Here is a 25,810-nt window from a genome sequence, read left to right on the forward strand (position 1 = left end):
ACGCCGGACCGCCTGCTACGCCGGACCGGCAGGCACCACGGCGGGCGACGGCACGACGGCGGGCGCGCTGTCGGACGGCTGGGTGCCGGTGCAGCAGGTCTCCACGACGATGGGCTTGTCCCCCACGTCGGATTCTCCCTTGACCACGTACACCTCCCATGGCTCGTCGCCCGGGCCCCGCACCCAGACCTTGTCCTGCAACGCGTAGCAGCACTCGGTGTCGCCCTCGGCCAGGGTGATGAGTCCCGCCCCGGTCAGCCGGCCGGTCGCGGCGTCGACGGCCTCGGTGGTCTCGACCTCGACGCCGAGGTGATCCAGTGCGGTCGGCCGGCCGGGTTCGCCTTCCAAGCGGCATGCCCCGCCGCGCCGCCGGGATGGCGACCGCCACGCCAGCTCCTGGGCGTTCGTATCGCGTTGCGCGCCGGGCCGTCGATGGTTACCGTCTGCTTGCCGACTGATCCCTCCAGGAGTTGAGATGCCCGGTCGTTCGAGCACGCGTTGACGTTTGGGCCGTGAGCGGCCCCGGTCATCGCGTGCTGCCTTCGAAAGCGCGGCACAGCGAGCACTCCCCGCCTGAACCCGTTCACGCGTCTGCGGAACGGGCGGCGGGCCGTTGTCTTCGGCAACCCGAGGGGTCTTCCGTGCCGTCCGCGTCTTCCGCTGTGCCCGATTCCGAATCCGCCGCTCCGTCCGCTCTCTGGCGCGACGCCGACTTCCGCAGGCTCTGGGTGGGGCAGACCGCCTCGCAGCTCGGCGAGCACGCGAGCCTGGTGGTCCTGCCGCTGATCGCCGTGCTGACGCTGCATCTCGACGTCGGCGGGCTCGGTGCGCTCCGGGCCGTCGGGCAGGCGCCGTTGCTGCTGCTGTCGTTGTTCATCGGCGCCTGGGTGGACCGGTGGCGCGCCCGGAACGTCATGATGCTGGCGGACCTCGGCCGGGCGTTGGTGCTGGCCGGGGTCGCCGCGGCCGCCCTCGCCGGCGGTCTCCACCTGCCGATCCTGCTGGTCGCGGGCTTCGCGCTGGGGACGATGTCGGTGTTCTTCGACGTGGCGTACCAGGCGTTGCTCGTACGGATGCTGCGGCGCGACCAGTTGCTGCGCGGCAACAGCGCGCTCGAGGGCAGCCGGTCCGCGGCGCAGATCGGTGGTCCGGCGCTCGGCGGGGCGTTGGTGTCGCTGCCGTCGGCGTCGATCGCGGCGGTGGCCAACGGGTTGTTGTTCGCGCTGTCGTTCGGGTCGGTCTCGCGGATCCGGCACCGCGAGCCGGCCCCGGAGCGCGCCGGCCGGGCCCCGCACGTGTGGCGGGAGGTCAGGGAAGGCGTCCGCTTCGTCGCCGGTGAGGCGTCGCTGCGGGCCGTGTGCCTGGCCTCCGGTGCGTTCCAGTTCTCGTTCGCGGCCGTGATGACCGCGTATCTGGTCTACCTCACCGAAGACCTGCGCCTGCCGGGCGGCGCGGTCGGGCTGGTGCTCGCGGCGACCGGACCCGGGGCGCTCGCCGGTTCGCTGCTCGCCGCCCGCCTGCCCGGCAGGTTCGGCCACGGCGTGGTGCTGGTGTCCGCGGCGACGATCGGCAACGGCGCGCTGCTGCTCGTGCCGGCGGTGCAGGGCACCCCCGCGGTGACGGTGCCGGCGCTCGCCGCGATCAACCTCGTGGCCGGGGCATTCGGACAGCTGGTCAACGTCACCGTCATGGCCATCCGGCAGGCCGTGACCCCGGACGGGATGCAGGGCCGCGCCGCCGCGACGATCACGTTCGCCGGCATGGGCCTGACCCCGCTGGGCTCGCTGCTCGGCGGCCTCCTCGCGGGAGAGCTGGGGCTGCGCACCGCCATCCTCGTGGCGGGCGCCGGCATGATGGTGTCACCCCTGGTGATGGTCCTGTCCCCGCTCGTACGCCTCGGACGGGAGCTACCCGTGCCGGAGGACCGCTGAGCCGCGGCCGACAACGGTCCGAGACGCCGCCGCTACGGCCGGGCCGTGCGGCGGCGGCGACGGACCAGCCGGATGACGAGGGCGGCGATCAGCAGCACCGGTGACAGCACGCAGAGCGCGAGCACGCCTGCCTGCGCGATCACCGACCAGCGGGCGGGCAGCGCCGCCGGCGCTGGCACCGGGCCACCGAACCGCCCGTCGCGGAGCAGGTCCTGCGCGATGTCGATGGAGCTGACGTCGCCCGGCGGGTCCAGCACGACGCTCACGGTGCCGTCTGGTCGCAGCGCCAGCACGCGGACGTGCCGGGTCTCTGACCAGCCCGTATCGTCCGGTTCCAGCAGGATTTCGTCATCGAGTTCGTATTGCACGACGATGAGGGTGTCGCCGTGCCAGCCGAGCGCTCGTACCGCCGGACCGGTCACCGTCGGCAGCGCCGGCCCTTCGCGGTCCGCGCCGGTGGCGGCGTCTACGTAGGAGACGCGCCATCGCCGGGCGGCGAGCCGATCGTGGTCGCACTCCTTTGTGTTCGTGCAGCCGTCGATGGTCAGCAGTGCCACGGCCGAACTGTCCGGTGTGTAGGCGCCCGCGCCGGCCAGCCGCCGGTCGCCGAGGTCGCGGGTCCACAGCCGCCGGCCGGTGGCGTCGTAACCGCGCAACTCGGTGCCGCCCGCGGAGGGCCTCGTCGTGACGAACCCGTGGCCGTCCGGCGCGAACGCCGCCACCCACGCTGAGGCGACGGGGTCGCGCGCGAACACGTCGTCGACCGGGACCAGCGCGCCGCTGGCCAGGTCGACCAGGATGTACTGTGCCCGTCGGCGGTCGGTTCCTGGATCAAAGTCGTTGTTGTCGCCGTGCAGCACCAGGACGGCGCCGCTGTCCGGCCGCCACGCCGCGACCTCGAAGCAGCAGGCCGGCGGCCCGTCGCCGTAGCCGCGGCTGCGGCCGGTGCGCAGGTCGGTGACCACCAGCCACCCGGCCGGACCGCCGGTCAGCATGCTCTGCGCGACGAGGTTGCCGTCCGGAGACAGCCGCACATCCTGCCCGGCACGCAGCTTGTCGTCCGGATAGCGCAGCATTCGGTAGGCGCCGTCACGGCCGACAACGGCGAGCTTGCCGCCCTCTTCCTCGAAGGGGTAGGGGTCGCTGCTCAGCCCCCAGCTGTAGCCGCCGAACAGCACCGTGGCCGGGCCGGGCGGCGCCATGCCGACCGTCGCCTGCCAGAAGTACGGCAGCTCGATGCCGGCGGGGACGGCCGGGTCGCCCTGGGCGGGCCGGGACTCCAGGTGTACGCCGGGCAGGACGGCCACGGCCGCGCAGAGCAGCGCCACGACGACGGCCGCGACGACCCTGCTCCGGCGCCGCTGCCGCCGCCCGCGCCGCCACGGGTCGTCGGGCAGCCGGGCGGGCGGCATCCGCTCCCCCAGCTCACGCAGCGTGTCACGCAACGGCACGGTCATGACATCACCTCGGCCAGCTCGGGCGCTTTGACACGGAGGGCGGCGAGGGCGTCCCGGGTCTGGCTCTTCACGGTCGACACCGAGCAGCGCAGCGCCTCGGCGGTCGCGGCCTCGGTCAGGTCCTCGAAGTACCGCAGGACCAGCACGGCCCGCTGCCGGGGCGCCAGCTTCGCCAGCGCGGCCTGGACCGCGAGCGCGGTCGTGACGGCGTCCGCCCGGTCCGGCACCGCGCGGTCCGGCAGCTGATCGCTCACGTGCACCTGCCGCCAGCGCCGCCGCCACAGCGACACGTGCTGGCTGACCATCACCCGCCGCACGTACGGGTCCGGGTCCCCGCCGGCAACCACCCGCTCCCAGTGCCGGGCGACCCGGACCAGCGTCACCTGCACGAGGTCCTCGGCGGCGTGCCGATCACCGCACAGCAGGTAGGCCATGCGGGACAACGCCGCCAACCGGCCCGCCACGTACGCACGGAACGACTCCTCAGCCTCCACGACACCTCCCTACCGGGACACACGCCCGCAGTCCCGCGCGCGGACGGGTGCGTGGGGGGATGCATCGTAACCACGACGAGCGGGCGGCGGGCCCGGACCGGCCCGCCGCCCACCGTGCCGGTGGTGCTGTCAGTCGAGGATCTCGACGACCTGCTCGACGGGCAGGCGCGGCGTGTGGGCCGGGCCGGCGTGGTCGGGGTCCGTGGTGCCGAGGCGCAGGACCAGGTACGGGTAGCCGACCTCGCCCAGCATGCGCCGCAGCGCCTGGCGGGTGAAGTCGAGCTCGACGGGGCTGCTCAGCGGCAGGACCGCGGCGCCGTGCTCGGTCGCGGCGAGCCAGATCTCGCTGAGGGCCTCGCCGGCGCGGAGCCAGTCGGAGGGTTCGTCGCCGTCGCCGTACAGGACGGCGTAGGCGGCGGCCTCGTCGTGGCCGGAGCCGGCCGGGAGGTTGCCGCTGACGCCGAAGTCGCGTTCGGCGACCGTGGTGAGCGGCAGCTCGGCGGGGATCACGGTGTCGGGCAGGCCGGTGCCCGACGGGCGGTCGCCGCCGACCCACTCGGCCGTCTCGGCGCGCATCCGTTCGTCGTGCCGCTCCGCGTCGCCGGCGTGCTCGATGACGACGGCGAGCTGGAGGACCTGGTCGCGGGTGAGCAGGTGCAGGCGGGAGCCCTCCTGCCCGGCCGCGGCGACCAGCGCCTCGCGCACGGGCGCGGACACCGGCTCGTCGCTGACCACCCGCCGGTCGGTGCGCCGGACCTGCAGCAGCTGCAGGCGCCGCATCGCGCCGGGGTCGGCGGGCCCGGCCTGCGAGGCGTGCACGACCGCGAGCGGCGTCGCGTCGTCGGCCGTGGTGGACCCGTCGCCGGCGGATCGCGCGACGTCGTACGTCCAGCCGGAGGCGTCCAGGGCGACCCGCGCGTGGTGCAGCGCCGCGCCGCAGCTGACCAGCAGGAGGCGCCCCGCCGGGTCCTGCTCGCGCAGCTGGCGGCCGGGCACGGCGTACAGCGACAAGGACGAGCCCTGCACGACCCAACGCCACGGCTGGGTGTTGTGCACGGAGGGCGCCAGCCGGGCGGTGTCCGCCGCCCGGGCCAGCGTTTCGGTCGCCGTGCTCATCCCTGTGCCGCCCAGTCGCCGAGGGTCCAGTCGCGGACCTCGGGCAGGTCCTCGAGGTGCTCCACGACGTAGGTCTCGTGCTCGGCGAGTTTCTGCTCGCACCACGCCTTCAGCTCGGCGGCGCCGCGCGGCAGCCGCTTCGCGTTGTTGATGGCGTCGATGACGAGGTGGAAGCGGGAGGCGCGGTTGCGGACGGTCATGTCGAACGGGGTCGTGGTGGTGCCCTCCTCGATGAAGCCACGCACCCGGAACCGGTCTGCGTCGGGGCGGCCGTGGACGAGCTGGTGGATGGCGCCCGGGTAGCCGTGGAAGGCGAAGACGACGTCGACGTGGTCGGTGAACAGCTCGGTGAACCGGGTCGGGCTCATCCCGTGCGGGTGGTCCTTCGGGCGGGGCAGCGTCATGAGGTCCACGACGTTGACGACCCGGACCTTGAGCTTCGGCAGCCGCTCGCGGAGGATCTGCGCGGCGGCGACGGTCTCCATCGTGACGACGTCACCGGCGCAGGCCAGCACGATGTCGGGGTCGGTGGAGCCGTCGTCGGTGCCGGCCCAGTCCCAGATCCCCGCGCCCGCCGCGCAGTGCTCGATGGCCTGGTCCATGCTCAGCCACTGCAGCTGCGGCTGCTTGTCGATGACGATGAGGTTGATGTACGAGCGGGAGCGCAGGCAGTGGTCCGCGACGGACAGCAGCGTGTTGGCGTCCGGCGGCAGGTAGACGCGGGCCACGTCGCCGCGCTGGGTGAGCACGACCTGGATGAGCCCGGGGCCCTGGTGCGAGAAGCCGTTGTGGTCGTTGCGCCATGCGGTCGAGGTGAGCAGCACGTTCAGCGAGGGCACCTTCGCCCGCCAGTCGAGCCGTTTCGCCTCCTGCAGCCACTTGCCGTGCTGCACCGTCTGCGACGCGGACACCATCGCGAATGCCTCGTACGTGGCGAACATGCCGTGCCGTCCGGTGAGGGTGTAGCCCTCCAGCCAGCCGTGGCAGTTGTGCTCGGAGAGCACCTCCATGACCCGCCCGTCGCGGCCGATGGCGACGTCGGCGTCGGTGACCCGCTCCATGAAGGCGCGGTCGGAGACCTCGAAGACGGCGCCGAGCCGGTTGCTGTTGGTCTCGTCGGGGCAGAAGAGGCGGAAGCGGTCGGGGTTGCCGCTGTACACGTCGCGCAGCATCTCGCCGAGGCGCCGGGTCGACTCCGCGCGGGAGGCGCCGGGCTCGTCGACGTCGACCGCGTACTTGCGGAAGTCGGGGATGTCGAGGTCGCGGGTGAGCAGGCCGCCGTTGGCGTGCGGGCTGGCGCTCATCCGCAGGTCACCGCCGGGGGCGAGGCCGGACACGAGGGCGACGGGTGCCCCGGCGTCGTCGAACAGCTCCTCCGGCCGGTACGAACGCAGCCAACGCTCCAGGATCGCCAGGTGCTCCGGGTTGTCCTTGACGCCGGAAAGCGGCACCTGGTGGGACCGCCACGTGCCGGTGACCTTGACGCCGTCGACCTCCTCGGGCCCGGTCCAGCCCTTCGGCGACCGGAGGATGATCATCGGCCAGCGGGGCCGGGCGCCGTCCCAGTCGGTGCTGCGGGCGGCGGTCTGGATGGCGTGGATCTTGCCCCACGCCTCGGCGAGGGTGGCGGCGAAGCGGTGGTGCATGCCGGGCAGGTCCGAGCCGCTGACCTCGAGGACCTCGTAGCCGTGGCCCTCCAGCAGCGAGCGCACCTCGGCGGGTTCCTTGCGGCCGAGCACCGTCGGGCCGGCGATCTTCGCGTCGTTGAGGTGCAGGATCGGCAGGACCGCGCCGTCGCGGGCCGGGTTGATGAACGAGACGCCCTTCCACGAGCCTTCGAGGGGGCCGGTCTCGGCCTCGCCGTCGCCGACGACCGCGACGGTCAGCAGGTCGGGGTTGTCCATGACGGAGCCGAACGCGTGGACGAGGACGTAGCCGAGCTCGCCGCCCTCGTGGATGGAGCCGGGCGTGGTCACGGAGACGTGGCTGGGGATGCCGCCGGGGCTGGAGAACTGCCGGAACAGCCGCAGCAGGCCTTCCTCGTCCTGCGACACCGCCGGGTAGACCTCGCTGTAGGTGCCCTCCAGGTAGCCGGCGGCGACGAGCGCGGGGCCGCCGTGGCCGGGGCCGGCGAGGTAGATCGCCTGCTGGCCGGTGAGCCGGATGAGCCGCGACACGTGCGCGTAGATCAGCGACAGGCCGGGGCTGGTGCCCCAGTGACCGAGCAGGCGGGGTTTGATGTCCTCGGGGGCGAGGGGGCGGCGCAGCAGCGGGTTGCCCTGCAGGTAGATCTGGCCGATGGTGAGGTAGTTGTTCGCTCGCCACCACGCGTCCAGCTGGGCGATCTCGTCGTCAGTGGGCCGGCCGAGGGCAGTGGTGCGGTCCGCGACAGTGGTCACCGGACGTCCTTTCTCCGATATGCGTGTTCAGGTTTGCGGTCGAAATGTCAACATTCCATCCCGGGCATATGAGGCCGAGGCTACGCGAGCTGCCGCGGCCGTGCATTCGGGACGCGTCAGAAGATCACGGTTGACCGGGCAGGCCGATGGTGTCGGTGCCGGAGCGGCGGACGGACGGCGGGACCGGCTCCAGGTCGTCGACGGGCACGCCGACCCGCATCGCTATCGCCGGGTGACCGACGCCGCCGAGCAGCCGCCGCAGCGCCACCCGGACCGCCGGCACCTCGACGACCTCGCTGATCGGCGAGGCGGCCAGCCCTCGGGCGGTGAGGGTGAGCCAGACGTCGGAGAGTGCCTCGCCGGCGGCGACCCAGTTCGAGGGTTCCTCCTCCTCGACGGTGAGGATGACGTACGCGGTGCCGCGGTCCGACCCGGTGCCCGGTTCGAGCGCCGCCGGGCGCGCCAGGTTGAAGTCCCGGGGCGCGACGGTACGGTGGGTGTCCGGGACGGTGCTGCGGGGCGAGACGCCGTCCCGGTCGTCCCGGTCGCGGGTCGTCCAGGCGAGCAGGTCCTCCCGGATCCGCGCGTCGCCGTGCTCCGCCTCCCCCGCGTGCGCGACCGCGGAGGCGAAGGCCGTCACCTGGTCGTCGCGCACCACGTGCAGGTGCGTGCCGTGCCGCTCGGCGGCGGCGCGCAGCTCGTCGAGCACGGCGTCGCCGGGGCGGGTGTCGCCGAACGGCCGGCGGTCCGTGCGGCGCTGGTAGATCGCCCGGTACAGGAAGGCGTCCGCGGTGCGCTGCCGCCCCTGACGGATCCGGGCGACCAGGTCCGGCCGGTCCGGGTCCGGCAGCCGGACGATGCCGGCGTCGTAGCCGGCGGCGAGCAGCGCCACGGTCGCATGGTGCAGCGCGGTGCCGCAGCTGAGCAGCAGGAGCCGGCCGTCGGGGTCGATGCCGTCCAGGCGGCGGGACCGGTCGGCCCACAGCTCGGCGTTGTTGCCGGCGAGCCGCCACCGCCACGGCTGGGTGTTCAGGATCGACGGAGCGCGCAGCGCCGCGATCGAGGCCTCGGCGACCTGGTCGATCTCGGCTCGCAGATGCGGTGTCATGGCGGCCTCCCGTTCAGTGGGCTCACATCGACTCTCGCCCACGCCCGGGTTCCGTGGCAGGGCCGGTGGTCCCGTCCCGGCGGGACCCCCGGCCCTCACGGCCGTCAGCCGGTCATTGCACGAGCCTGAGGCTGGTGATGGGGTAGCAAACCGCGATGAGTGCGGCGGAGCTCAACCCCGGCGACGCCGCGCAGGCGCCGGCGCTCGTCCGCGACCGGCAGCAGCAGGTCCTCGCGGTCCCGCCGCTGCCCGGCTGGTTCTGGGCGCGCGCCTGCGAGCGATCGTCGCCCGCGCCAACGCCTCGATCGTCGCCCGGCCCGGCCTGGACCGTCACCGGACCGGCCGCGCCGAGTTGACAGCCTGAGGCGGTGGCGCGCCAGCAGACCGGCCGGCGTCACCACCCGCGCTCAGGTCACCGCCCGGCGGCGCCGTAGTAGGCGGTCCGCATGATGGCGCGGAGGTCGTCCAGCATCGGCATGCGCGGGTTCGCCGGGGCGCACTGGTCCAGGTAGGCGTTCATCGCCTGCTGCGGCAGCGCGTCCAGGAACGTCTGCTCGTCGACGCCGACGGCCTGGAACGACGGCTCGATGCCGACCTCGGCGCGGAGGCGCTCCACGGCGGCGGCGTAGGACTCCACGCCCTCCTCGGGGGTGCCGGCCGGTAGCCCGAGCGCCTGGGCGATCTGCTGGAAGCGCTCCGGGGCCACGTACCGCTCGTACTTCGGCCAGGCGGTCAGCTTCGCCGGCACCGTGCCGTTGTGGCGGATGACGTGCGGCAGCAGGATCGCGTTGGTGCGCCCGTGAGCGATGTGGAACGTGGCGCCCAGGGTGTGGGCCAGGGCGTGCACAATGCCGAGGAACGCGTTGCCGAAGGCCATGCCGGCGATCGTCCCGGCGTTGTGCATCTTCTCCCGCGCGGTCGCGTCGGTGCGGCCCTGGTGCACGGCCGCCGGCAGGTACTGGAACACCAGCTTGATCGCGTGCAGGGCGAGGCCGTCGGTGTAGTCGTTGGCGTACACGGACACGAACGCCTCGGTGGCGTGCGTGAGGCAGTCGAAGCCGCTGTCGGCGGTGACGTTCGCCGGCAGGTCGGCCGTCAGCACCGGGTCGATGATCGCGACGCTCGGGGTGAGCGCGTAGTCGGCCAGGGGGTACTTCATGCCGGTCTTCGTGTCGGTGATGACGGCGAACGGGGTGATCTCCGCGCCGGTGCCGGACGTGGTCGGCACGCAGACGAGCCGGGCCAGCCGGCCCAGGGCCGGGAACGTGAACGCCCGCTTGCGGATGTCGAAGAACTTCTCCCGCATGTCGGTGAACTCGGTGCCGGGGTTCTCGTACAGCAGCCACATCACCTTCGCCGCGTCCATCGGCGAGCCGCCGCCGAGCGCGATGATCGTGTCGGGGCGGAACGAGCCCATCAGCTCGGCGCCCCGCTCGACGGTCGCCATCGTCGGCTCCGGCTCGACGTCGTCCAGGATCTGCACGGTGACCGGGTTGGCGCTGCCGCGCAGGACGCCGCGGATGCGGTCGACGTAGCCGAGCCTGGTCATCGTCGGGTCGGTGACGATCGTGACCCGGTGGACGTCGGGCATGTCCGCCAGGTACCGGATGGCGTTGGGCTCGAAGTAGATCTTCGGCGGGACCTTGAACCACTGCAGGTTGTTGGTGCGCCGGCCGATCCGCTTGATGTTGAGCAGGTTCACCGCCGAGACGTTGCCGGACACCGAGTTGCGGCCGTAGCTGCCGCAGCCGAGCGTCAGCGACGGCAGGAAGGCGTTGTAGACGTCGCCGATGCCGCCCTGCGACGACGGCGAGTTCCAGATGATCCTGACCGCCTTGACCCGCCGGCCGTAGGCCTCCGCGGTGGCGGCGCCGGCGGTGTGGATGACCGCGCTGTGCCCGAGCCCGTCGAGCTCGACCATCTGCTCGGCGAGGCGGAAACCCTCCTCCGTCGAGCCGGCGCGCAGCACGGCGAGGACCGGGCACAGCTTCTCCCGGGTCAGCGGCTCGTCGGGGCCGACACCGCCGACCGGCACGAGGATGACCGAGGTGTCCGCCGGCACGTCGAAGCCGGCCCCGGCCGCGATCCACGCCGCGGAGCGGCCCACCACGTCGGGGTTGAGCCTGGCCCCGGCGCAGTTGGAGCCGGCGGCGGCACCGAAGATGAACCGCTCCAGCAGCTCCTTCTCCTGCGGGGTCGCGATGTGCGCGTGCAGCCGCTCGAACTGGGCGAGGGCCTCACCGGCGATGGCGTCGTCGAGGATGACGGCCTGCTCGGAGGCGCAGATCATGCCGTTGTCGAAGGTCTTGGAGACCACGACGTCGTGCACGGCGCGCACCACGTCGGCGCTGCGTTCGATGTACGCGGGGACGTTGCCGGGCCCGACGCCGAGCGCTGGCTTGCCGGCCGAGTACGCCGCGCGGACCATGGCGCCGCCGCCGGTGGCGAGGACGACGGCCACGCCGGGGTGCCGCATGAGGGTCTGGGTCGCCTCGATGGACGGCGCCTCGATCCACTGGATGCAGTCGCGGGGCGCGCCGGCGGCGACGGCCGCGTCGCGGACCACCCTGGCGGCCTCGGCGCTGCACCGCTGGGCGGCGGGGTGGAACGCGAACACGACGGGGTTGCGGGTCTTCAGCGCGATCAGCGCCTTGAACACCGTCGTCGACGTGGGGTTGGTGACGGGCGTGACGGCGCAGACGACCCCGACCGGTTCGGCGATCTCGACGATACCGTTGATCTCGTCGCGGGCCACGATCCCGACGCTGCGCAGGCCGGCGAGGCTGTGCGCGATGTGCTCGGAGGCGAAGACGTTCTTGACCGCCTTGTCCTCGAAGACGCCGCGCCCGGTCTCCTCGATCGCGAGCTCGGCGAGGCGGCCGTGCTGGCTGAGCGCCGCGACGGAGGCCTTCTTGACGATGTGGTCGATCTGCTCCTGCCCCAGTGCCGCGTACGCGTCGAGCGCCCGCAGCGCCCTGGTCACCAGGCGGTCGACGGCCGGCGCTGTCCCTTCGACGGCCAGGACGGGCACGTCGAGCGGGGTGAGGGTCCCGGTCACCGTCATCACTTCCTTCCCGAGGGCGGCGCGGACCGCACGGCCCGCGCCTCCATCCTTCGGCGGTCAGGGCATCGATCCCAGTGCCCGACGTCCCGCCCGGGGATGACCAAGGTCCCGCCCACCGACGACGGCGACCGGGCACGACGCGTTGCGCACGAGCGTGCCGGTCCCCTCGCCGGCGCCCACGACGACGAGCGACGCGGCCCTCGCGGCGTCGAGCAGCCGGGCGGCGGGGTCGACGCCGTGCAGGGCGTCCAGCGCGACGGCGACGTCGGGGTGCGCGGTGCGCCGGTCGGCGATGGCCCGGCTGAGCAGCAGCCGGGTGGCGGCGTCGTCGCGCGGGTCGTCGGGTCCGCTGACGGCGCACACCCTGACGCCCGTGCCGCGGCGCTGCGCCGTCTCGAACGCGTGGTGGATCGCCGCCGCCGACGGCGCGGCCGGGTCGAGCCCCAGCAGGACCGGGCCGTGCCCGGTGTCGCCGGCGCTCACGACGACGACGGGGCACGAGGCGTACGCCAGCACGTGCGCGGTGACGGCGCCGACGTGGATCCGTCCGGCCCCGCCGCGCGCCGGGGGCCGTCCGTGCCCTCGCCGGCCGAGCACGACGACGTCGGCCGAGCGGGCCACCCGTACCAGCGCGGCGGCCGGCGCCCGTTGCACGACCGCCGCCTCGACGTGCACGCCGGGGTGGGCCGCCGCCAGCTCGTCGCGGACCGTGTCGAGCAGCCGCCACGCCTCCGTGTGGGCGTCGGCGGTGAGGTCGGGCGGCAGCAGGCCGGCGTACGCGACCCGGTCCAACTGGGAGTGCACGAGCCGAACGACACCCCGCCCGGCGGCGGCCTCGGCGGCGGCGTGGCGGGCCGCCGCCCAGCCGTCCGCGGAACCGTCGAAGCCGGCGACGACCCTGATCCGTGTCGGCATGGCGGTCAGGCGTCGATGTGGCCGAGCCGGGCCGTCGTGTCGTCGAAGCCCCATTCGAGCTCGTCGTCGGTGACGCCGACGACGCCGTCGACGCGGTGGATCAGGCGGACGGCGATCTGGGCGCTGCTGCGCCGGTCGATCTTCCCGGCGAGGGTCACATGGCCGTCCGCGACAGCGACGTCGACCTCGACCGGGTCGATCCACATGATGCCGCGCAGCACCGACTCGATGATGTCGGCGCGGATGGCGGCGTCCTCCCGCAGGTACCGCCGCAGCAGGTCCCGGCGGGAGACGATGCCGACCAGGTTTCCGGCGTCGTCGACGACGGGGAGCCGCTTGACGTCGCGGAGCTCCATGAGCCGGGCGGCGTCGGTGAGGGTCGCGGTCGCGGTGACGGTGACCGCGGGTGCCGTCATCAGCGCCTCGGCGTGCTCGCCGGAAGCCTTCTCCTTCGCCAGGCGCTGCCGGCGGCGTTCGAAGAGGCCGGCGTGCGCGCCGGCACCCCACTCCACCTTGTGCAGCAGGTCCGCCTCCGAGACGACGCCCAGCACCCGGCGGTCGCCGTCGACGACCGGCACGGCGCTGACCCCGAACTCGACGAGGAGGTCGACGATCTGCTTGTACCCGAGGTCGGGTGCGACGGTGACCACGCCGGTGCTCATCACATCACGTACCAGCAGCGCAGACATCGACCTGCTCCCTCCCGGACGACGGTGGTCTCCCCTCCACCCTCCGCCGGGTCCGGTCCCGGCGCATGGGCCGAAAGTCCCCCGGTCGCGGGCCCACGGCCCCGACCGGTGGACGCCGGTCGGCGGCGCTGGTGGACGTTCGGCGGTCGCCGTCAGGTAGCAGGAAAGGTCACTATCGGTGACGCAGGGTGTTCTGCCGCACACGGATCGAGAAACGCATGTCCAACGTCATACCTGAGGTCGCGGACGTCCACGTGGGTCGCCAGGCCATCTACGACCGGCAGGGCGACGTCGCGGCGTACGAGCTGCTGTTCCGCGACGGGCCCCGGGCCGGCGCCGCGACGGACGGCGGGTCGTTCGCGACGAGCCAGGTGATGGTCGCCGCGTTCACCACCGTCGGCGTCGAGGAGCTCGCCGGCGGGCGGCCCTGCTTCATCAACCTCACCGCCGACTTCCTGCTCGGCGAGCTGCCGGTGCCGTTCGCCCCCGGGCACGCCGTCCTGGAGGTGCTCGAGACCGTCGACGTCGACGACCGGCTCGTCGAGGGCGTCGCCGCGCTGGTCGGCCGCGGGTACGTCATCGCCCTCGACGACTTCGTCCCCGGGTCGGGGCACGAGAGGCTCTTCGCCCTCGCGTCCTACGTGAAGGTCGACTACCTGGGCACGACGGACGCGCAGCGCCGGGCGATCCTCGCCGCCCGGGCCGCGCACCCGCACCTGCGGTTCGTCGCCGAGCGGCTGGAGACCGCCGACGACGTGGCGGAGGCGAAGGCGCTCGGGTTCGAGCTGTTCCAGGGGTACGCGCTGAGCCGGCCGGCGGTCGTGTCGGCCCGGACGCTGAGCGCCTCCCGGCTGCGCTGCGTGCACCTGCTCGGCCTGCTGATGGCGCCCGACGTGGGGCTGGACCGGGTCGTGTCGATCGTGTCGGGCGACCCGGCGCTGAGCTACCGGATGCTGAAGGCGGTCAACGCCGCCGCGGCCGGCGCCGCGCACCGGGTGTCGTCGGTGCACGAGGCGGTCGTCATGCTCGGCACCGCGCAGATCCGCGACTGGGTGACGCTGATGCTCGTCGGCGACCTCACCGAGGCCGGCGAGGAGCAGACCGCCGACATCCTCGTCCACGCGCAACTGTGCCGGCTGATCGCGGAGAGCACCGGCGTCGCCGGCGACGAGGCGTTCACGGCGGGCCTGCTCGACGCCGTCGCGGGCCTGCTGGGCCTGCCGATCGAGGCCCTCGCCGGCTCGCTGCCCCTGGCCCCGGCGGTCCGCGACGGGCTGCTGCACGGCGCGGGCGCGCTCGGCGATGTGCTCGCCGCGGTCGGCGCCCACGAACGGGGCGCCCCGACCCGCGGCGGCGGCAACCTCCTCATCAAGCACCTGGCGGCGCTCGCGTGGGCGACGAGGACGACGCAGGCCGTCCGCTCCACCTGATCCGGGACCAAGGTCCCTGGTCAGGAGGGTGACAGCGGACGGATGCTCGGAAGCGTGTGCGAATACTGCGGCTGCCAGTCCCTGGCGGCGATCGACGAGCTGACCCGCGAGCACGACACGGTGGTGAACCTGATCGGCGAGGTCCGCGCGGCCCGCGCCGCCGCCGACACCGGCGGGATGGCGGACCTGGCCCGGCGGATCGCCGCGGTGCTCGGCCCGCACACCGAGGTCGAGGAGAAGGGGCTGTTCCCGCTGCTGGCGGGCGAGTTCCCGGACCAGGTCGCCGCCCTGGAGGCGGAGCACGACGCGATCGAGGCGGTGCTCGGGCAGGCCGCCGCCGGCACGCCCACCGACCCCGCGTGGCCCGACCGGTTCGTGCGGATCCTCGACGTGCTGCGCGACCACATCCTCAAGGAGCAGGACGGCGTGTTCCCGGCCGCGCTGATCAGCCTCAGCGGCGCCGACTGGGACGCCGTCGACGCGGTCCGCGCCCGCGTCGGCTCGCCTACGGCCTCCCCAGCAGGCGGTCCAGCACGGCGTTGAGGGCCGGCGACGGCGGGGCGCCCTCGAAGTCGAACGTCACCACCGGGCAGGCGTCGCGGGTGACCCGCACCTCGCGGGTCTCGCCGAGCACGTCGCGCAGCACGAGGACGTCGACCGTCCCCGGCGGCGCCGAGCAGTGCAGGTACGGGATCTCGCCGGCGGTCGCCTCCGCCGCCGCGTTCACCGCCGTGGCCGCGTCACCGGCGGCGCCCCGGTCGGTGACCTGGCGGGTGCGGTCCCACGCGTCCCCGTCGCCGCGCGCGTACCGGCAGGCGGTGACGACGGCGAGCGGCGCCGGCAGGTAGCGGCGGTCGGCGCCGTAGGTGACGGTCCAGAAGTCGGCGACGGGGTCCGGGCTGAACCTGCCGTCGGCGGGCCCGGTCGTGAGCCGCTGCGCGCAGCCCGCGGCGGGCACGTCACCCGGCCGCGCCGCCGCGAGTTCCTGCGCCACGAACCGGCGGTCGAACGCCTCGACCGCCCGGTCGCCCTGATACCGGGTGACCGTCCCGCGCCGCACGAACCCGCACGCGCTCGCGAACTCGACCGTCGCGCGGCTGCCGTCGCCGTACTCCAGGGTGAGGTACCCGCCGCCGAGGCCGACGGTGAAGCACGGGTCGATGTCGCTGGTCGGGAGGGTGTTCAGCGCGGTGACCAGGCCGCCGACGTCGCGGGTCAGCACGAGCCGCCGCGGCGGGCCGGGCCGCCGCACGTGCAGCTCCGGGACCTCGATGTACCGGCAGAACACGGCACGGACCGCGCCGGCCCGGGCGAGGTCGCCGGCCGCGCTGGACGGCAGGTCCCCGTTGCCCCCGCCGAACCGCGCCGGCGGCGCCGACGGGCAGTCACCGGCGCCGGGCCGGCCAGGAACCCCCGTGTCTGGCCCGGCCGGCACGCTGGGACCGGGCCTGGCGGTGGCGAAGGCGGCCGCCCCGCCGATCAGCACGGCGGCCACGGCCGCCGCGGCCAGCATCCCGGTGAGCCGCCGCCGGCGCCGCACCTTCCGGCCGACCGCCGCGAGCCGGTCCGGCGGCGTCGCGAGCTCCGGCACGAGACCGTCGAGGAGCCGGCCGATGGCCCGGCCGTCACCGTCAGGACGCGTCATGGTGCCCCATTCCCCCGTCGATTCCCTCGTCGATGAGCAGCGCCCGCACCGCGTCGTCCTCGCGCAGCGCCCGCAGCGCCCGGAAGGCCAGGGTCTTCACCGTGCCCTCGGTGCAGCCCAGCAGCTCCGCCGTCTCCGCGACGGTGCGGTCCTCCACGTAGCGCAGCACGACCACGGCCCGCTGCCGGCCGGTGAGCCGGGCGAGCGCGCGCCGCACCCCGTCCCGCCCGGCCGACTCGGCGGCGACGTCCTCGCCGCTGGCCCGCTCCGGCGGCGCCGCGCTCGGCAGCTCGCCCCGCCAGCGCCGCTGCCACCAGCTGGAGTAGGTGGTGTAGAGGACCCGCCGCACGTACGCCTCGGGGCTGCCGCCGACCGCGATCCTGTCCCAGTGCTGCCAGCTGCGCGCGAGCGCCGTCTGCAGGAGGTCCTCGGCCCGCCCGGCGTCGCCGGTCAGCAGCCACGCCGCCCGCAGCAGCACGTGCGACCGCGTCGCCACGAACTCGGCGAAGCCTTCCGGTGGTGCGGGTGTTCGCGTCATCCGGCCCTCCCGCCGAGTAAACCGGATGGCCGGCACCGGCGGTTGACAGCCGGGCGGGCTCAGTGCGGCTTGGCGACGGTGAGCAGGACGGCGGCGTCGTCGAGGGCCTCGAGGGTGTGCCGGGCGTCCGGGATGGCGAGCAGGTCGCCGGCGGCGGCCTCAACGGCGTCGGTGGCGGCGTCGGTGGCGGTGGCGGTGGCGAGCCGGACCCGGCCGTGCAGCACGTGCAGGGTGGCCTCGCCGGGGTTCTCGTGCTCGTCGAGCTTGCGGCCGGCGGCCAGGGCGATGAGCGTCTGGTGCAGTGTGCGCTCGTGACCGCCGTACAGGGTCTGGGCGCTGCGGCCGCTGGAGGCGGTGCGGGCGGTCGCCAGGTGCTGTTCGACGAGTGCGGGCAGCGATGACGAGGACATGTCGGGTTCCTTTCAGGTGGTGCGGCGGGCCAGGGTGCTCATCTTGACGGCGGTGTAGACGGCGGCGGCGAGGGCGACGTCCGACAGCAGCATCAGGCCGATGGCGTAGGAGCCTTCCACGCCGTACACCCAGCCCATGACGAGTGGCGGGACGAACCCGCCGAGGCCGCCGGCCGCGCCGACGACGCCGGTGACGGCGCCGACCTTGTCCGCGGGGGCGACCTTGCCGACGAGGGCGAAGACGGCGCCGCCGGCCGCGCCGAGCAGGGCCGCCATGCCGAGGAACGCGATGGTGGCCACCGGCATCAGGGCCGGCTGGAACGCCTGCACGACGGCGAAGAGCGCGGTGCCGGCGAAGCACCAGACGAGGACCGGCACGGGGTGGAAGCGGTCGGAGAGCCAGCCGCCGGTGGGCCGGGCGATCACGGCGAGGACGACGAACCCGGCGGTGCGCAGCGCGGCGTCGTCGGCGGTGAGCCCGTAGACAGTCTTCAGGTAGGCGGGCAGGTACACGCTGAAGGCGACGAACCCGCCGAAGCCGACCGCGTACAGGAAGCACAGCTGCCAGGTGACGCCGAGCCGGCTCACGGCCAGGACGCGGGAGACCGCCGAGCCGGCCGGTGGCTGCCGGCCCGGCGCGTCCCGCATCAGCAGGAAGGCGAGCACCGCGTAGACGGCGAGGACGGCGGCCACGATGAGGAACGGCGTGTCCGCACCGTACGCGTCGGCGAGCTTGACGGTGCTGAAGTTGGCGATGGCGGTGCCGCCGGTCCCGATGCCGAACACGCCGAGCGCGAAGCCTTTGCGGGCCGGCGGGTACCAGCCGGAGACGAGCGGGACGCCGACGGCGAAGGTGGTGCCGCCGAGGCCGAGGAAGAACCCGGTGACGATGAGCGCCGGGTAGGACGACACGACGGTCAGGGTCAGCACGGGCACGATGGTGGCGAGGCTGACGAGCGGGAACATGACGCGCGCGCCGTACCGGTCGGTGAGGGCGCCGACCGGGATGCGGCCGAGCGATCCGACGACGACGGGCACGGCGACGAGCAGCGACTGGGCGGCGAAACTCAGCCCGAGGCGCTCCTTGACGCCGGGCCCGAGCGGGCCGAGCAGCGCCCAGGCCCAGAAGTTCACGGTGAACCCGATCGTCGCCAGGATCAGGTTCCGCCCGGCGCCGGGCGGGGTCGCCGCCGGCGCCGGTGGTGCGGCCGCCTTCTTGGTGGCGGGTCTGCCGGTTCTCGCCATCTCATACCTCGGCGGTGGTCGGGCCGGCGTTACCGCCGGCGGGCGGAGGCGTCGTCGGTGGTGGGCAGCTTCGGCGGGCCCTCCCAGCCGGGACGGGCGGGCCGCAGCCCGGGCCTGGCGTCGCGGCTGCGGTACACCACGTAGGGGCGGGTGAGGTAGCCGACGGGGGCGCTGAACGCGTGCACGAGCCGGGTGAAGGGCCAGAACGCGAACAGCGCGAACGCCATGATGATGTGGACCTGGAACGACGTCGGCACGCCCGCCATGAGGTCCGGGTCGGGCTGGAAGACGAACAGCGACCGGAACCAGGGGGAGATCGTCTCGCGGTAGTCGTAGCCGTCGCCGGCGATGTTCGCCTTCACGGTGGCGAGCAGGCCGAGGACGATGACGGCGGCGAGCACCAGGTACATGCCCTTGTCGTTCTTCGTGGTGGCGGCGAAGACCGGCCCGGTGAGCCGGCGGCGGGCGATGAGGATCGCCATGCCGATCAGGGTGCAGAGGCCGGCGACGGTACCGATGAACACGGCCGACAGGTGGTAGGCGTGCTCGGTGATCCCGACCGCCTCCGTCCACGCCTTCGGCACCACCAGACCGCCGACGTGCCCGATGAGGACCATCAGGACGCCGAAGTGGAACAGCGGGCTGCCCCAGCGCAGGACGGCGGTCTCGTACAGCTGCGACGAGCGGGTCGTCCAGCCGAACTTGTCGTAGCGGTAGCGCCAGATCAGGCCGCCGACGAGGATCGCGACGGCGACGTACGGGTACACGACCCAGAGCAGGACGTTCATCGGCGGCCTCCGGTGGTGTCGACGAGTCCGAACGGTTCGAGGCCGACCTGCTCGACGGGCGGGCCGGTGCGGGCGAGCCGGACGGCGGCGGCGAGGTCACCGGGCTGGGCCGGTGGCAGCATCGCGCGGACCGCCTCGATCGCGTGCCTGTACACGGAGCCGTCGAGGGCCCCGCTCAGCAGGTCGAGGCCGATCCGGTTCTCCCGCAGCAGCCGCCAGCCGTGGTCGGCAGCGGGATCGGGCGCGGCGGCGAGGTCGAGGACGGCGGGCAGGTAGTCGGGCAGCTCCCCGTCGACCAGCTCCAGACCGGCGGCCTTGTACCCGGCGGCGAACAGGACCAGAGCCTCGCCGCGCCGGCGGGTGTCGCCACAGGTGTAGTACGTCAGGTGCAGGCAGCACCGGCGCCGGAAGTCGAACAGCTCCACATACTCGGCGGCGAGCCGGCCCGCGTCGCCGCCGCGGTGTTCGGCGACGAGCCGCAGCGGCGCGGCGACGCCCGGTGGGAGCCCGTCGAGGGCGGCGGTGATCGTCGGCACCGCGGCCAGCACCTCGTCATCGGGGTAGCGCAGCAGCAGGGACGCCGCACGGGCGGCGACGGGACGCCAGGCGGTGCGGGCGGTCACGGGTCACCGCCGTCGTTCTTCGGCGGGAACAGGCCCTCCGGGGTGCCCTTGCCGTCCCAGTTGAGCAGGTTCACCCGGGCCTCCTTGTCGGCCGGCGCGGCCACCGTGTCGGCGGTCTGCCGGTTGCGCAGCATGTGGAAGTTCTCGATCGAGATCGGCGCGGGCGTCCCGGACATCTCCCCGAAGGGGCCACCCTCGAGGCTGCACTCGGTGCCCAGCTGTTCGAGGCGGTGCGCGTCGTCGATCAGCTCGGGATGGGCGGCCGGGATGACATACCGCTCCTCGTACTTGGCGATGGCGAGCAGCCGGTACATGTCGTCCATCTGCTGCCCGGTCATGCCGACCCTGGCGGCGATGGACTCGTCGCGCGACTCGCCGAGGTTGATCCGCCGCTGATAGGAGCGCATCGCGGCCAGGCGGCGCAGCACGGCGGTGACCGGTGCGGGGTCGCCGGCGGTGAACAGCCCGGCGAGGTAGTCGACGGGGATGCGCAGCGCGTCGACGGCGCCGAACAGGTTCCCGACTTCCTCGCCGTCGTGGCCGGTCCCGGTGAGCGCGTCGACGACCGGCGACAGCGGCGGGATGTACCAGACCATCGGCATGGTGCGGTACTCCGGGTGCAGCGGCAGCGCCACCTCGTACTTCATGATGAGGTCCCAGATCGGGGAGCGTTGCGCCGCGGCGATCCAGTCCTCGGGGATGCCGGAGGCGCGGGCCGCGGCGGCGACCTGCGGGTCGTTCGGGTCCAGGAACACCGACCGTTGCGCGGCGTAGAGCTCGCGCTCGTCCTTGACGGCGGCGGCCTTGCCGACCCGGTCCGCGTCGTACAGCATCAGGCCGATGTAGCGCAGCCGCCCGACGCACGTCTCGGAGCAGATGGTCGGCTGGCCGATCTCGATCCGCGGGAAGCAGAACGTGCACTTCTCGGCCTTGCCGGTGCGGTGGTTGAAGTAGACCTTCTTGTACGGGCAGCCGGTGACGCACATCCGCCAGCCGCGGCACCGGTCCTGGTCGACGAGCACGATGCCGTCCTCGGCCCGCTTGTAGATCGCGCCGGACGGGCACGACGCGGCGCACGACGGGTTGAGGCAGTGCTCGCAGATGCGCGGCAGGAAGAACAGGAACGCCTTCTCGTACTCCTGGCGGACCTGGTCGGACAGCTGCGCGAGGATCGGGTCGCCGGCGGCGACCTCGTTGCCGCCGGCGAGGGAGTCGTCCCAGTTCGCCGACCAGGTGACCTTCGTGTCCCGGCCGGTGAGCAGCGACTTGGGGCGGGCGACGGGGGTGTCGTCGCCGGCGGGCGCGGTGAGCAGGTGCTCGTAGTCGTAGGTCCACGGCTCGTAGTAGTCCTGCATGGACGGCAGCTTGGGGTTGGCGAAGATGCTGAGCAGCTTCTTCACCCGGCCGCCGGCGCGGGGCTTGAGCCGCCCGGTCCTGGTGCGGGTCCACCCGCCTTCCCAGCGTTGCTGGTTCTCGTACGTGCGCGGGTACCCCTGCCCGGGGCGGGACTCGACGTTGTTGAACCAGACGTACTCGACGCCGGACCGGTTGGTCCACGCCTGCTTGCAGGTGACGGAGCAGGTGTGGCAGCCGATGCACTTGTCGAGGTTCATCACCATCGCCATCTGAGCCATGATGCGCATCAGTACTCGACCTCCTGGGACCGGCGGCGGATGACGGTGACCTCGTCGCGCTGGTTCCCGGTGGGGCCGAGGTAGTTGAACGCGAACGACAGCTGCGCGTAGCCGCCGATGATGTGGCTCGGTTTGATCAGCAGCCGGGTGAGCGAGTTGTGGATGCCGCCGCGGCGGCCGTTCGTCTCGGCCTTCGGCACGTCGATGACGCGTTCCTGGGCGTGGTACATGTACACGGTGCCCTCTGGCATCTTGTGGGTGACGACGGCACGGCAGACGACGACGCCGTTGCGGTTGACCGCTTCGATCCACTCGTTGTCGGTGACGCCGATCTTCGCGGCGTCGGCCTCCGACATCCACATCGTTGGCCCGCCGCGGGACAGCGTGAGCATGATGAGGTTGTCCTGGTATTCGGAGTGGATCGACCACTTCGAGTGTGGGGTCAGGTAGCGCACGGTCAGCTCCAGCTCCCCGGTGCGCCCGAGCCGCGGCTCGCCGAAGAGCTTGTGCATGTCCAGCGGCGGGCGGAAGACCGGCAGTTCCTCGCCGAGCTCCTGCATCCAGTCGTGGTCGAGGTAGAAGTGCTGCCGGCCGGTGAGCGTGTGCCAGGGTTTGCGGCGTTCGACGTTGATGGTGAAGGGCGAGTAGCGCCGCCCGCCGTGCTCGCTGCCGGACCATTCGGGGCTGGTGATCACCGGTACCGGCCGGGACTGCGCGTCGGCGAACCGGATCTGCTTGCCCTCGTGCTCGCGGGCGAGGTCCGCGAGGCGTTGCCCGGTGCGCCGCTCGAGGAACTCGAATCCTTCGGTGGCGACGCGGCCGTTGGTGGTGCCGGACAGGGCGAGGATCGCCTCGCACGCGCGGATGTCGGTGTCGAGGCGCGGGCGGCCGTCGGCGACGCCCCCGCGGACGGTGCCGTTGATCTTCTTCAGGAACTCGATCTCGGGTTTCACGTCGACGGTGACGGCCTTGGTGGTGGTGCCGAGCCGGTCCAGCAGCGGTCCGAGCGAGGCCATCTTGTCGGCGACCGCGCCGTAGTCGCGTTCGACGACGATGAACTTCGGCATCGTGCGGCCCGGCACGGCGGCGGTCTCGCCGGCCTTCCAGTCCCGCACGATCCCGCCGGGGGTGGCGAGCGCGTCGGGCGTGTCGTGCTGCAGGGGTGCGGCGACGATGTCCTTGCGGACGCCGAGGTGCGGGCCGGCGAGGTCGGAGAACGCCTTGGCGATGCCGTGGAACGCGGTGAAGTCCGTCCTGGTCTGCCACGGCGGGTTGATCGCCGGCGTGAACGCGTGGATGAACGGGTGCATGTCGGTGGTGTTGAGGTCGTGCTTCTCGTACCAGGTGGCGGCGGGTAGCACGACGTCGGAGAACAGGGTGGTCGACGTCATCCGGAAGTCCAGCGACAGCAGCAGGTCGAGCTTGCCCTCGGGCGCCTCGTCGTGCCAGACGACGTCCCGCGGCCGCTTGTCCGGTGGCGCCTCGGCGGCGCGCAGCGACGCGTCGGTGCCGAGCAGGTGCCGCAGGAAGTACTCGTTGCCCTTCGCCGACGAGCCGAGGAGGTTGGCCCGCCAGACGGTGAGGACGCGGGGCCAGTTCTGCGGCGCGTCGGGGTCGGCACCGGCGAACCCGAGCCGGCCGTCGACGAGCTCCTGGGCGACGTGCGCGGCCGGGTTCTCCGGGTTCGCGGCGAGGGCCTCGTCGGCCACGTCCAGCGGGTTGCGGTCGAAGTTCGGCATCGACGGCATCCAGCCGAGCCGGGCCGACTGCGCGAGGAGGTCGGCGGTGTGCCGGCCGGCGAACGCGCCCTTCGCGAGGGGTGAGGTGAGCACGTCGGCGGTGTACTGGTCGTAGCGCCACTGGTCGGTGTGCAGGTACCAGAACGCGGTGCCGATCATCTGCCGCGGCGGCCGGGACCAGTCCAGGCCGAACGCCAGGTGCGCCCAGCCGGTGACGGGCCGGCACTTCTCCTGCCCGACGTAGTGCGCCCAGCCTCCGCCGTTCACACCCTGGCAGCCGGTGAGCGTCGTCAGCGTCAGCATCGCCCGGTACGTGGCGTCGGAGTGGAACCAGTGGTTGGTGCCGGCGCCCATGAGGATCATCGACCGGCCGCCGGAGCGTTCGGCGTTGTCGGCGAACTCCCGCGCGATCCTCGCGACCTGCGCTGCCGGCACGCCGGTGATCGGCTCCTGCCACGCCGGGGTGTACGGCTCGGCCGGGTCGTCGTAGCCGGCGGGCCACTGCCCGGGCAGTCCGGGGCGGGCCACGCCGTACTGGGCGAGCATCAGGTCGTACACGGTGGTGACGAGCCGGCCGCCGACGGTGGCGGTCGGCACGCCGCGGCGCAGCAGCTCGGGCGTGTCGTTGTCGAAGCGGGGCAGCACGACCTCGACGGCGTCGCCGCCCTCGCAGCTCAGCCTGGGCGTGATCGCGCCGAGGTCGAGGTTCCACCGGCCGACGCCGGCCTCGCTGAACCGGTGGCCGAGCGAACCGTTCGGCACGGCCGGCGCGCCGGTCGTGGTGTCCCACAGCGCCGGGCGGAACGCGGCCTCGGGGTCGGTCTCCCCGAGGTCGGCGGCGGTGATGAACTTCCCGGGCCGGTAGCCCTGCTCGCACGGCTCCAGGGCGACCAGGTACGGCAGGTCGGTGTACCGGCTGACGTAGTCGGCGAACCGGGGGACGGTCCGTTCGACGAAGCACTCCTTGAGCACGACGTGCCCCATCGCCATGGCGAGGGCGCCGTCGGTGCCGGGCTGGGCGGGCATCCACTCGTCGGCGAACTTCACGTTGTCCGCGTAGTCCGGGGACACGACGACGACTTTCTGCCCGCGGTAGCGGGCCTCGGCCATCCAGTGCGCGTCGGGGGTGCGGGTGACCGGGACGTTGGAGCCCCACATCATCAGGTAGGACGCGTCCCACCAGTCGCCGGACTCGGGCACGTCGGTCTGGTCGCCGAACATCTGCGGCGACGCGACGGGCAGGTCGGCGTACCAGTCGTAGAACGACAGCATCGTGCCGCCGATCAGCGACAGGAACCGCGCCCCGACCGCGTGCGACACCATCGACATCGCGGGGATCGGCGAGAACCCGGCGACGCGGTCCGGCCCGTACTGCTTGATGGCGTGCACGTGCGCGGCGGCGACGAGCTCCTGCGCCTCGTCCCACGAGACCCGCACGAGCCCGCCCTTGCCGCGTGCCCGCTGGTAGGCGCGGCGGCGCTGCGGGTCGGCCTGGATGTCGGCCCACGCCGCGACCGGGTCGCCGAGGCGGGCCTTCGCCTCCCGGTACATCTCGACCAGGATCCCGCGCGCATACGGGTAGCGGACCCGGGTCGGCGAGTACGTGTACCAGGAGAACGCGGCGCCGCGCGGGCAGCCGCGGGGCTCGTACTCCGGCCGGTCCGCGCCGACGCTCGGGTAGTCGGTCTGCTGCTGCTCCCAGGTGATGATGCCGTCCTTGACGTACACCTTCCACGAGCACGAGCCGGTGCAGTTGACGCCGTGCGTGGAGCGGACGACCTTGTCGTAGGACCACCGATCCCGGTAGAAGCCGTCCGCCTCCCGCCCGCCGATCTGGTGCAGCGTCCGCCCGTCGGTGGAGACCTCCGCCCGGCGCACCAGCCCGCCGACGCCCAGCAGCGCCCTGCCCGCTTTTTCGGTCGCGCTCGTCATCGCCACGTTCCTCCGTATATGAACTTGAGAATCAGATTCGTCCTATTCATGCCGTGAGGCAAGCCGAACGCGAGATCCCGTGCCATCTGACCGCACCGCAATCCCGGGCAACCGTGCCGAAGGTCCCGAGTTGATCGGGACCATCAGACCGAAGCGGGCGCGCGGGACCTCCACCCCGGCGGACGGCACGCCGCCCCTGCTACCCGGCCGGGTCCGTGCCACACCCGGCGAACGGTCACCGGCCAGGCGTGGCAGGGGCCTGCGCCGGCCGTGGCGCCGCGGGGGCAGCGGCGGCCTCGAACAGCGGCGTGCTCAGGTACCGCTCGCCGGTGTCGGGCAGGATGACCACGACGGTGCCGCCGGCGAGCTCCGGGCGCCGGGCCACCGCGTGCGCCGCGTGCAGCGCGGCGCCGCCGGACCGGTGATCGCAGCCGGGTGCCCGCGGGCACGTCGCTGACGACCAGGCAGTGGGCGCCGACGCCGAGCACGACCCGGGGTAGAGCAGCGCCACGAACGTTCGCCGAGTCCTGACCACGATCGGCGCGTGGAAACTCTGTCTATGTGATTCCCGGTTTACTTGTGTAGTGTCTGAACAGCTATTCAAAGGTCTCACTACCGTGACTATCCGATCGCGGACTGTCCTACGGCCGGCC

At 73.2% G+C, this 25,810-nt stretch carries 21 protein-coding genes and 1 pseudogene; 4 read left to right on the forward strand and 18 right to left on the reverse strand.

Annotated features, from left to right (window positions below; all coding sequences use genetic code 11):
* Window positions 1–15: 15 nt before the first annotated feature.
* Window positions 16–348 (reverse strand): annotated as a pseudogene (locus tag ACQEVZ_RS05305) (ArsI/CadI family heavy metal resistance metalloenzyme); the annotation flags it as partial.
* Between the two features lie 314 nt (window positions 349–662).
* On the opposite strand from ACQEVZ_RS05305, the gene ACQEVZ_RS05310 reads away from it, so the two are divergent.
* Window positions 663–1,931: an MFS transporter gene (locus ACQEVZ_RS05310; RefSeq protein ID WP_433362023.1), complete on the forward strand. Its 1,269-nt coding sequence runs from the start codon at window positions 663–665 to the stop codon at window positions 1,929–1,931.
* 32 nt (window positions 1,932–1,963) lie between these two features.
* On the opposite strand, the gene ACQEVZ_RS05315 is transcribed toward ACQEVZ_RS05310, so the two are convergent.
* The 5 genes from ACQEVZ_RS05315 to ACQEVZ_RS05335 form a co-directional block, all read right to left on the reverse strand.
* Window positions 1,964–3,388, reverse strand: coding sequence for a hypothetical protein (locus tag ACQEVZ_RS05315; RefSeq protein WP_433362026.1), 1,425 nt, complete (start codon window positions 3,386–3,388; stop codon window positions 1,964–1,966).
* The gene (locus tag ACQEVZ_RS05320; RefSeq protein ID WP_425552315.1) at window positions 3,385–3,822 is read right to left on the reverse strand and encodes a SigE family RNA polymerase sigma factor; all 438 of its coding nucleotides are present in this window, start codon (window positions 3,820–3,822) and stop codon (window positions 3,385–3,387) included. Before ACQEVZ_RS05320 ends, ACQEVZ_RS05315 begins: the two co-directional genes overlap by 4 nt.
* A 189-nt stretch (window positions 3,823–4,011) precedes the next feature.
* The gene (locus tag ACQEVZ_RS05325; RefSeq protein ID WP_433362029.1) at window positions 4,012–4,998 is read right to left on the reverse strand and encodes an Acg family FMN-binding oxidoreductase; all 987 of its coding nucleotides are present in this window, start codon (window positions 4,996–4,998) and stop codon (window positions 4,012–4,014) included.
* The gene (locus ACQEVZ_RS05330) at window positions 4,995–7,397 is read right to left on the reverse strand and encodes a phosphoketolase family protein (protein WP_433362032.1); all 2,403 of its coding nucleotides are present in this window, start codon (window positions 7,395–7,397) and stop codon (window positions 4,995–4,997) included. Before ACQEVZ_RS05330 ends, ACQEVZ_RS05325 begins: the two co-directional genes overlap by 4 nt.
* 124 nt (window positions 7,398–7,521) lie before the next feature.
* A complete protein-coding gene (locus ACQEVZ_RS05335) occupies window positions 7,522–8,505 on the reverse strand; it encodes an Acg family FMN-binding oxidoreductase (protein WP_433362035.1) in 984 nt (327 codons plus the stop codon).
* Window positions 8,506–8,660: 155 nt separating this feature from the next.
* Between ACQEVZ_RS05335 and ACQEVZ_RS05340 the strand changes: the two genes are divergently transcribed.
* Window positions 8,661–8,861: a hypothetical protein gene (locus tag ACQEVZ_RS05340; protein ID WP_433362038.1), complete on the forward strand. Its 201-nt coding sequence runs from the start codon at window positions 8,661–8,663 to the stop codon at window positions 8,859–8,861.
* 56 nt (window positions 8,862–8,917) lie between these two features.
* On the opposite strand, the gene adhE is transcribed toward ACQEVZ_RS05340, so the two are convergent.
* Genes adhE through ACQEVZ_RS05355 form a run of 3 tightly spaced genes read right to left on the reverse strand, consistent with a single transcriptional unit; the run spans window position 8,918 to window position 13,173 of the window.
* Window positions 8,918–11,569 (reverse strand): bifunctional acetaldehyde-CoA/alcohol dehydrogenase, encoded by a 2,652-nt coding sequence (gene adhE, locus ACQEVZ_RS05345; RefSeq protein ID WP_433362041.1) that lies wholly within the window; start codon window positions 11,567–11,569, stop codon window positions 8,918–8,920.
* Window positions 11,570–11,626: 57 nt separating this feature from the next.
* Window positions 11,627–12,484, reverse strand: a complete 858-nt coding sequence (locus ACQEVZ_RS05350; RefSeq protein WP_433362044.1) for a universal stress protein — start codon at window positions 12,482–12,484, stop codon at window positions 11,627–11,629.
* 5 nt (window positions 12,485–12,489) lie between these two features.
* Entirely contained in the window at window positions 12,490–13,173 is a 684-nt protein-coding gene (locus ACQEVZ_RS05355; RefSeq protein WP_433362047.1) for a CBS domain-containing protein, read from the reverse strand.
* A 218-nt stretch (window positions 13,174–13,391) separates the two neighbouring features.
* Between ACQEVZ_RS05355 and ACQEVZ_RS05360 the strand changes: the two genes are divergently transcribed.
* Together ACQEVZ_RS05360 and ACQEVZ_RS05365 are read left to right on the forward strand one after the other, a co-directional pair.
* Window positions 13,392–14,603: an EAL and HDOD domain-containing protein gene (locus ACQEVZ_RS05360; protein WP_433362050.1), complete on the forward strand. Its 1,212-nt coding sequence runs from the start codon at window positions 13,392–13,394 to the stop codon at window positions 14,601–14,603.
* 42 nt (window positions 14,604–14,645) lie between these two features.
* On the forward strand, window positions 14,646–15,146 hold the full coding sequence (locus ACQEVZ_RS05365; protein ID WP_433362053.1) for a hemerythrin domain-containing protein: 501 nt from the start codon (window positions 14,646–14,648) through the stop codon (window positions 15,144–15,146).
* Here the strand turns inward: ACQEVZ_RS05365 and ACQEVZ_RS05370 are convergent.
* From ACQEVZ_RS05370 to ACQEVZ_RS05410, 9 genes are all read right to left on the reverse strand, one after another.
* Complete coding sequence (locus ACQEVZ_RS05370; protein ID WP_433362056.1) at window positions 15,109–16,248, reverse strand: hypothetical protein; 1,140 nt, start codon at window positions 16,246–16,248, stop codon at window positions 15,109–15,111. The two genes, ACQEVZ_RS05365 and ACQEVZ_RS05370, sit on opposite strands and share 38 nt — an antisense overlap.
* Window positions 16,235–16,786 (reverse strand): SigE family RNA polymerase sigma factor, encoded by a 552-nt coding sequence (locus ACQEVZ_RS05375; RefSeq protein WP_433362059.1) that lies wholly within the window; start codon window positions 16,784–16,786, stop codon window positions 16,235–16,237. The genes ACQEVZ_RS05370 and ACQEVZ_RS05375 overlap by 14 nt, the downstream gene beginning before the upstream one ends.
* Window positions 16,787–16,845: 59 nt before the next feature.
* Entirely contained in the window at window positions 16,846–17,196 is a 351-nt protein-coding gene (locus ACQEVZ_RS05380) for a LuxR family transcriptional regulator (protein ID WP_433362062.1), read from the reverse strand.
* Window positions 17,197–17,208: 12 nt separating this feature from the next.
* Window positions 17,209–18,441, reverse strand: coding sequence for an MFS transporter (locus ACQEVZ_RS05385; protein WP_433362065.1), 1,233 nt, complete (start codon window positions 18,439–18,441; stop codon window positions 17,209–17,211).
* 29 nt (window positions 18,442–18,470) lie between these two features.
* Window positions 18,471–19,229 carry a respiratory nitrate reductase subunit gamma gene (gene narI, locus ACQEVZ_RS05390; RefSeq protein WP_354895145.1) on the reverse strand — a complete coding sequence of 253 codons (759 nt, stop codon included), beginning with the start codon at window positions 19,227–19,229 and terminating at the stop codon, window positions 18,471–18,473.
* Window positions 19,226–19,852, reverse strand: coding sequence for a nitrate reductase molybdenum cofactor assembly chaperone (gene narJ / locus ACQEVZ_RS05395; RefSeq protein WP_433362069.1), 627 nt, complete (start codon window positions 19,850–19,852; stop codon window positions 19,226–19,228). Before narJ ends, narI begins: the two co-directional genes overlap by 4 nt.
* Window positions 19,849–21,495 carry a nitrate reductase subunit beta gene (narH, locus tag ACQEVZ_RS05400; RefSeq protein WP_433362073.1) on the reverse strand — a complete coding sequence of 549 codons (1,647 nt, stop codon included), beginning with the start codon at window positions 21,493–21,495 and terminating at the stop codon, window positions 19,849–19,851. Before narH ends, narJ begins: the two co-directional genes overlap by 4 nt.
* Window positions 21,495–25,157 carry a nitrate reductase subunit alpha gene (locus ACQEVZ_RS05405; protein WP_433362076.1) on the reverse strand — a complete coding sequence of 1,221 codons (3,663 nt, stop codon included), beginning with the start codon at window positions 25,155–25,157 and terminating at the stop codon, window positions 21,495–21,497. The genes narH and ACQEVZ_RS05405 overlap by 1 nt, the downstream gene beginning before the upstream one ends.
* Window positions 25,158–25,392: 235 nt before the next feature.
* Window positions 25,393–25,692, reverse strand: coding sequence for a hypothetical protein (locus tag ACQEVZ_RS05410; protein WP_433362079.1), 300 nt, complete (start codon window positions 25,690–25,692; stop codon window positions 25,393–25,395).
* Between the last annotated feature and the right edge of the window lie 118 nt (window positions 25,693–25,810).

This window comes from Dactylosporangium sp. CA-152071, assembly GCF_050936335.1.
Lineage (GTDB): Bacteria > Actinomycetota > Actinomycetes > Mycobacteriales > Micromonosporaceae > Dactylosporangium > Dactylosporangium maewongense.

What these genes read in the sequence shown, in the direction of transcription:
- ACQEVZ_RS05360 (WP_433362050.1), top strand. Translation starts at nt 13,392, where the DNA reads ATGTCCAACGTCATACCTGAGGTCGCGGACGTCCACGTGGGTCGCCAG.
- ACQEVZ_RS05325 (WP_433362029.1), bottom strand. Translation starts at nt 4,998, where the DNA reads ATGAGCACGGCGACCGAAACGCTGGCCCGGGCGGCGGACACCGCCCGG.
- ACQEVZ_RS05315 (WP_433362026.1), bottom strand. Translation starts at nt 3,388, where the DNA reads ATGACCGTGCCGTTGCGTGACACGCTGCGTGAGCTGGGGGAGCGGATG.
- adhE (WP_433362041.1), bottom strand. Translation starts at nt 11,569, where the DNA reads ATGACGGTGACCGGGACCCTCACCCCGCTCGACGTGCCCGTCCTGGCC.
- ACQEVZ_RS05380 (WP_433362062.1), bottom strand. Translation starts at nt 17,196, where the DNA reads ATGTCCTCGTCATCGCTGCCCGCACTCGTCGAACAGCACCTGGCGACC.
- ACQEVZ_RS05355 (WP_433362047.1), bottom strand. Translation starts at nt 13,173, where the DNA reads ATGTCTGCGCTGCTGGTACGTGATGTGATGAGCACCGGCGTGGTCACC.
- ACQEVZ_RS05335 (WP_433362035.1), bottom strand. Translation starts at nt 8,505, where the DNA reads ATGACACCGCATCTGCGAGCCGAGATCGACCAGGTCGCCGAGGCCTCG.
- narI (WP_354895145.1), bottom strand. Translation starts at nt 19,229, where the DNA reads ATGAACGTCCTGCTCTGGGTCGTGTACCCGTACGTCGCCGTCGCGATC.
- ACQEVZ_RS05350 (WP_433362044.1), bottom strand. Translation starts at nt 12,484, where the DNA reads ATGCCGACACGGATCAGGGTCGTCGCCGGCTTCGACGGTTCCGCGGAC.
- ACQEVZ_RS05375 (WP_433362059.1), bottom strand. Translation starts at nt 16,786, where the DNA reads ATGACGCGAACACCCGCACCACCGGAAGGCTTCGCCGAGTTCGTGGCG.
- ACQEVZ_RS05340 (WP_433362038.1), top strand. Translation starts at nt 8,661, where the DNA reads ATGAGTGCGGCGGAGCTCAACCCCGGCGACGCCGCGCAGGCGCCGGCG.
- ACQEVZ_RS05320 (WP_425552315.1), bottom strand. Translation starts at nt 3,822, where the DNA reads ATGGCCTACCTGCTGTGCGGTGATCGGCACGCCGCCGAGGACCTCGTG.
- ACQEVZ_RS05405 (WP_433362076.1), bottom strand. Translation starts at nt 25,157, where the DNA reads ATGACGAGCGCGACCGAAAAAGCGGGCAGGGCGCTGCTGGGCGTCGGC.
- ACQEVZ_RS05365 (WP_433362053.1), top strand. Translation starts at nt 14,646, where the DNA reads ATGCTCGGAAGCGTGTGCGAATACTGCGGCTGCCAGTCCCTGGCGGCG.
- ACQEVZ_RS05385 (WP_433362065.1), bottom strand. Translation starts at nt 18,441, where the DNA reads ATGGCGAGAACCGGCAGACCCGCCACCAAGAAGGCGGCCGCACCACCG.
- narH (WP_433362073.1), bottom strand. Translation starts at nt 21,495, where the DNA reads ATGCGCATCATGGCTCAGATGGCGATGGTGATGAACCTCGACAAGTGC.
- ACQEVZ_RS05370 (WP_433362056.1), bottom strand. Translation starts at nt 16,248, where the DNA reads ATGACGCGTCCTGACGGTGACGGCCGGGCCATCGGCCGGCTCCTCGAC.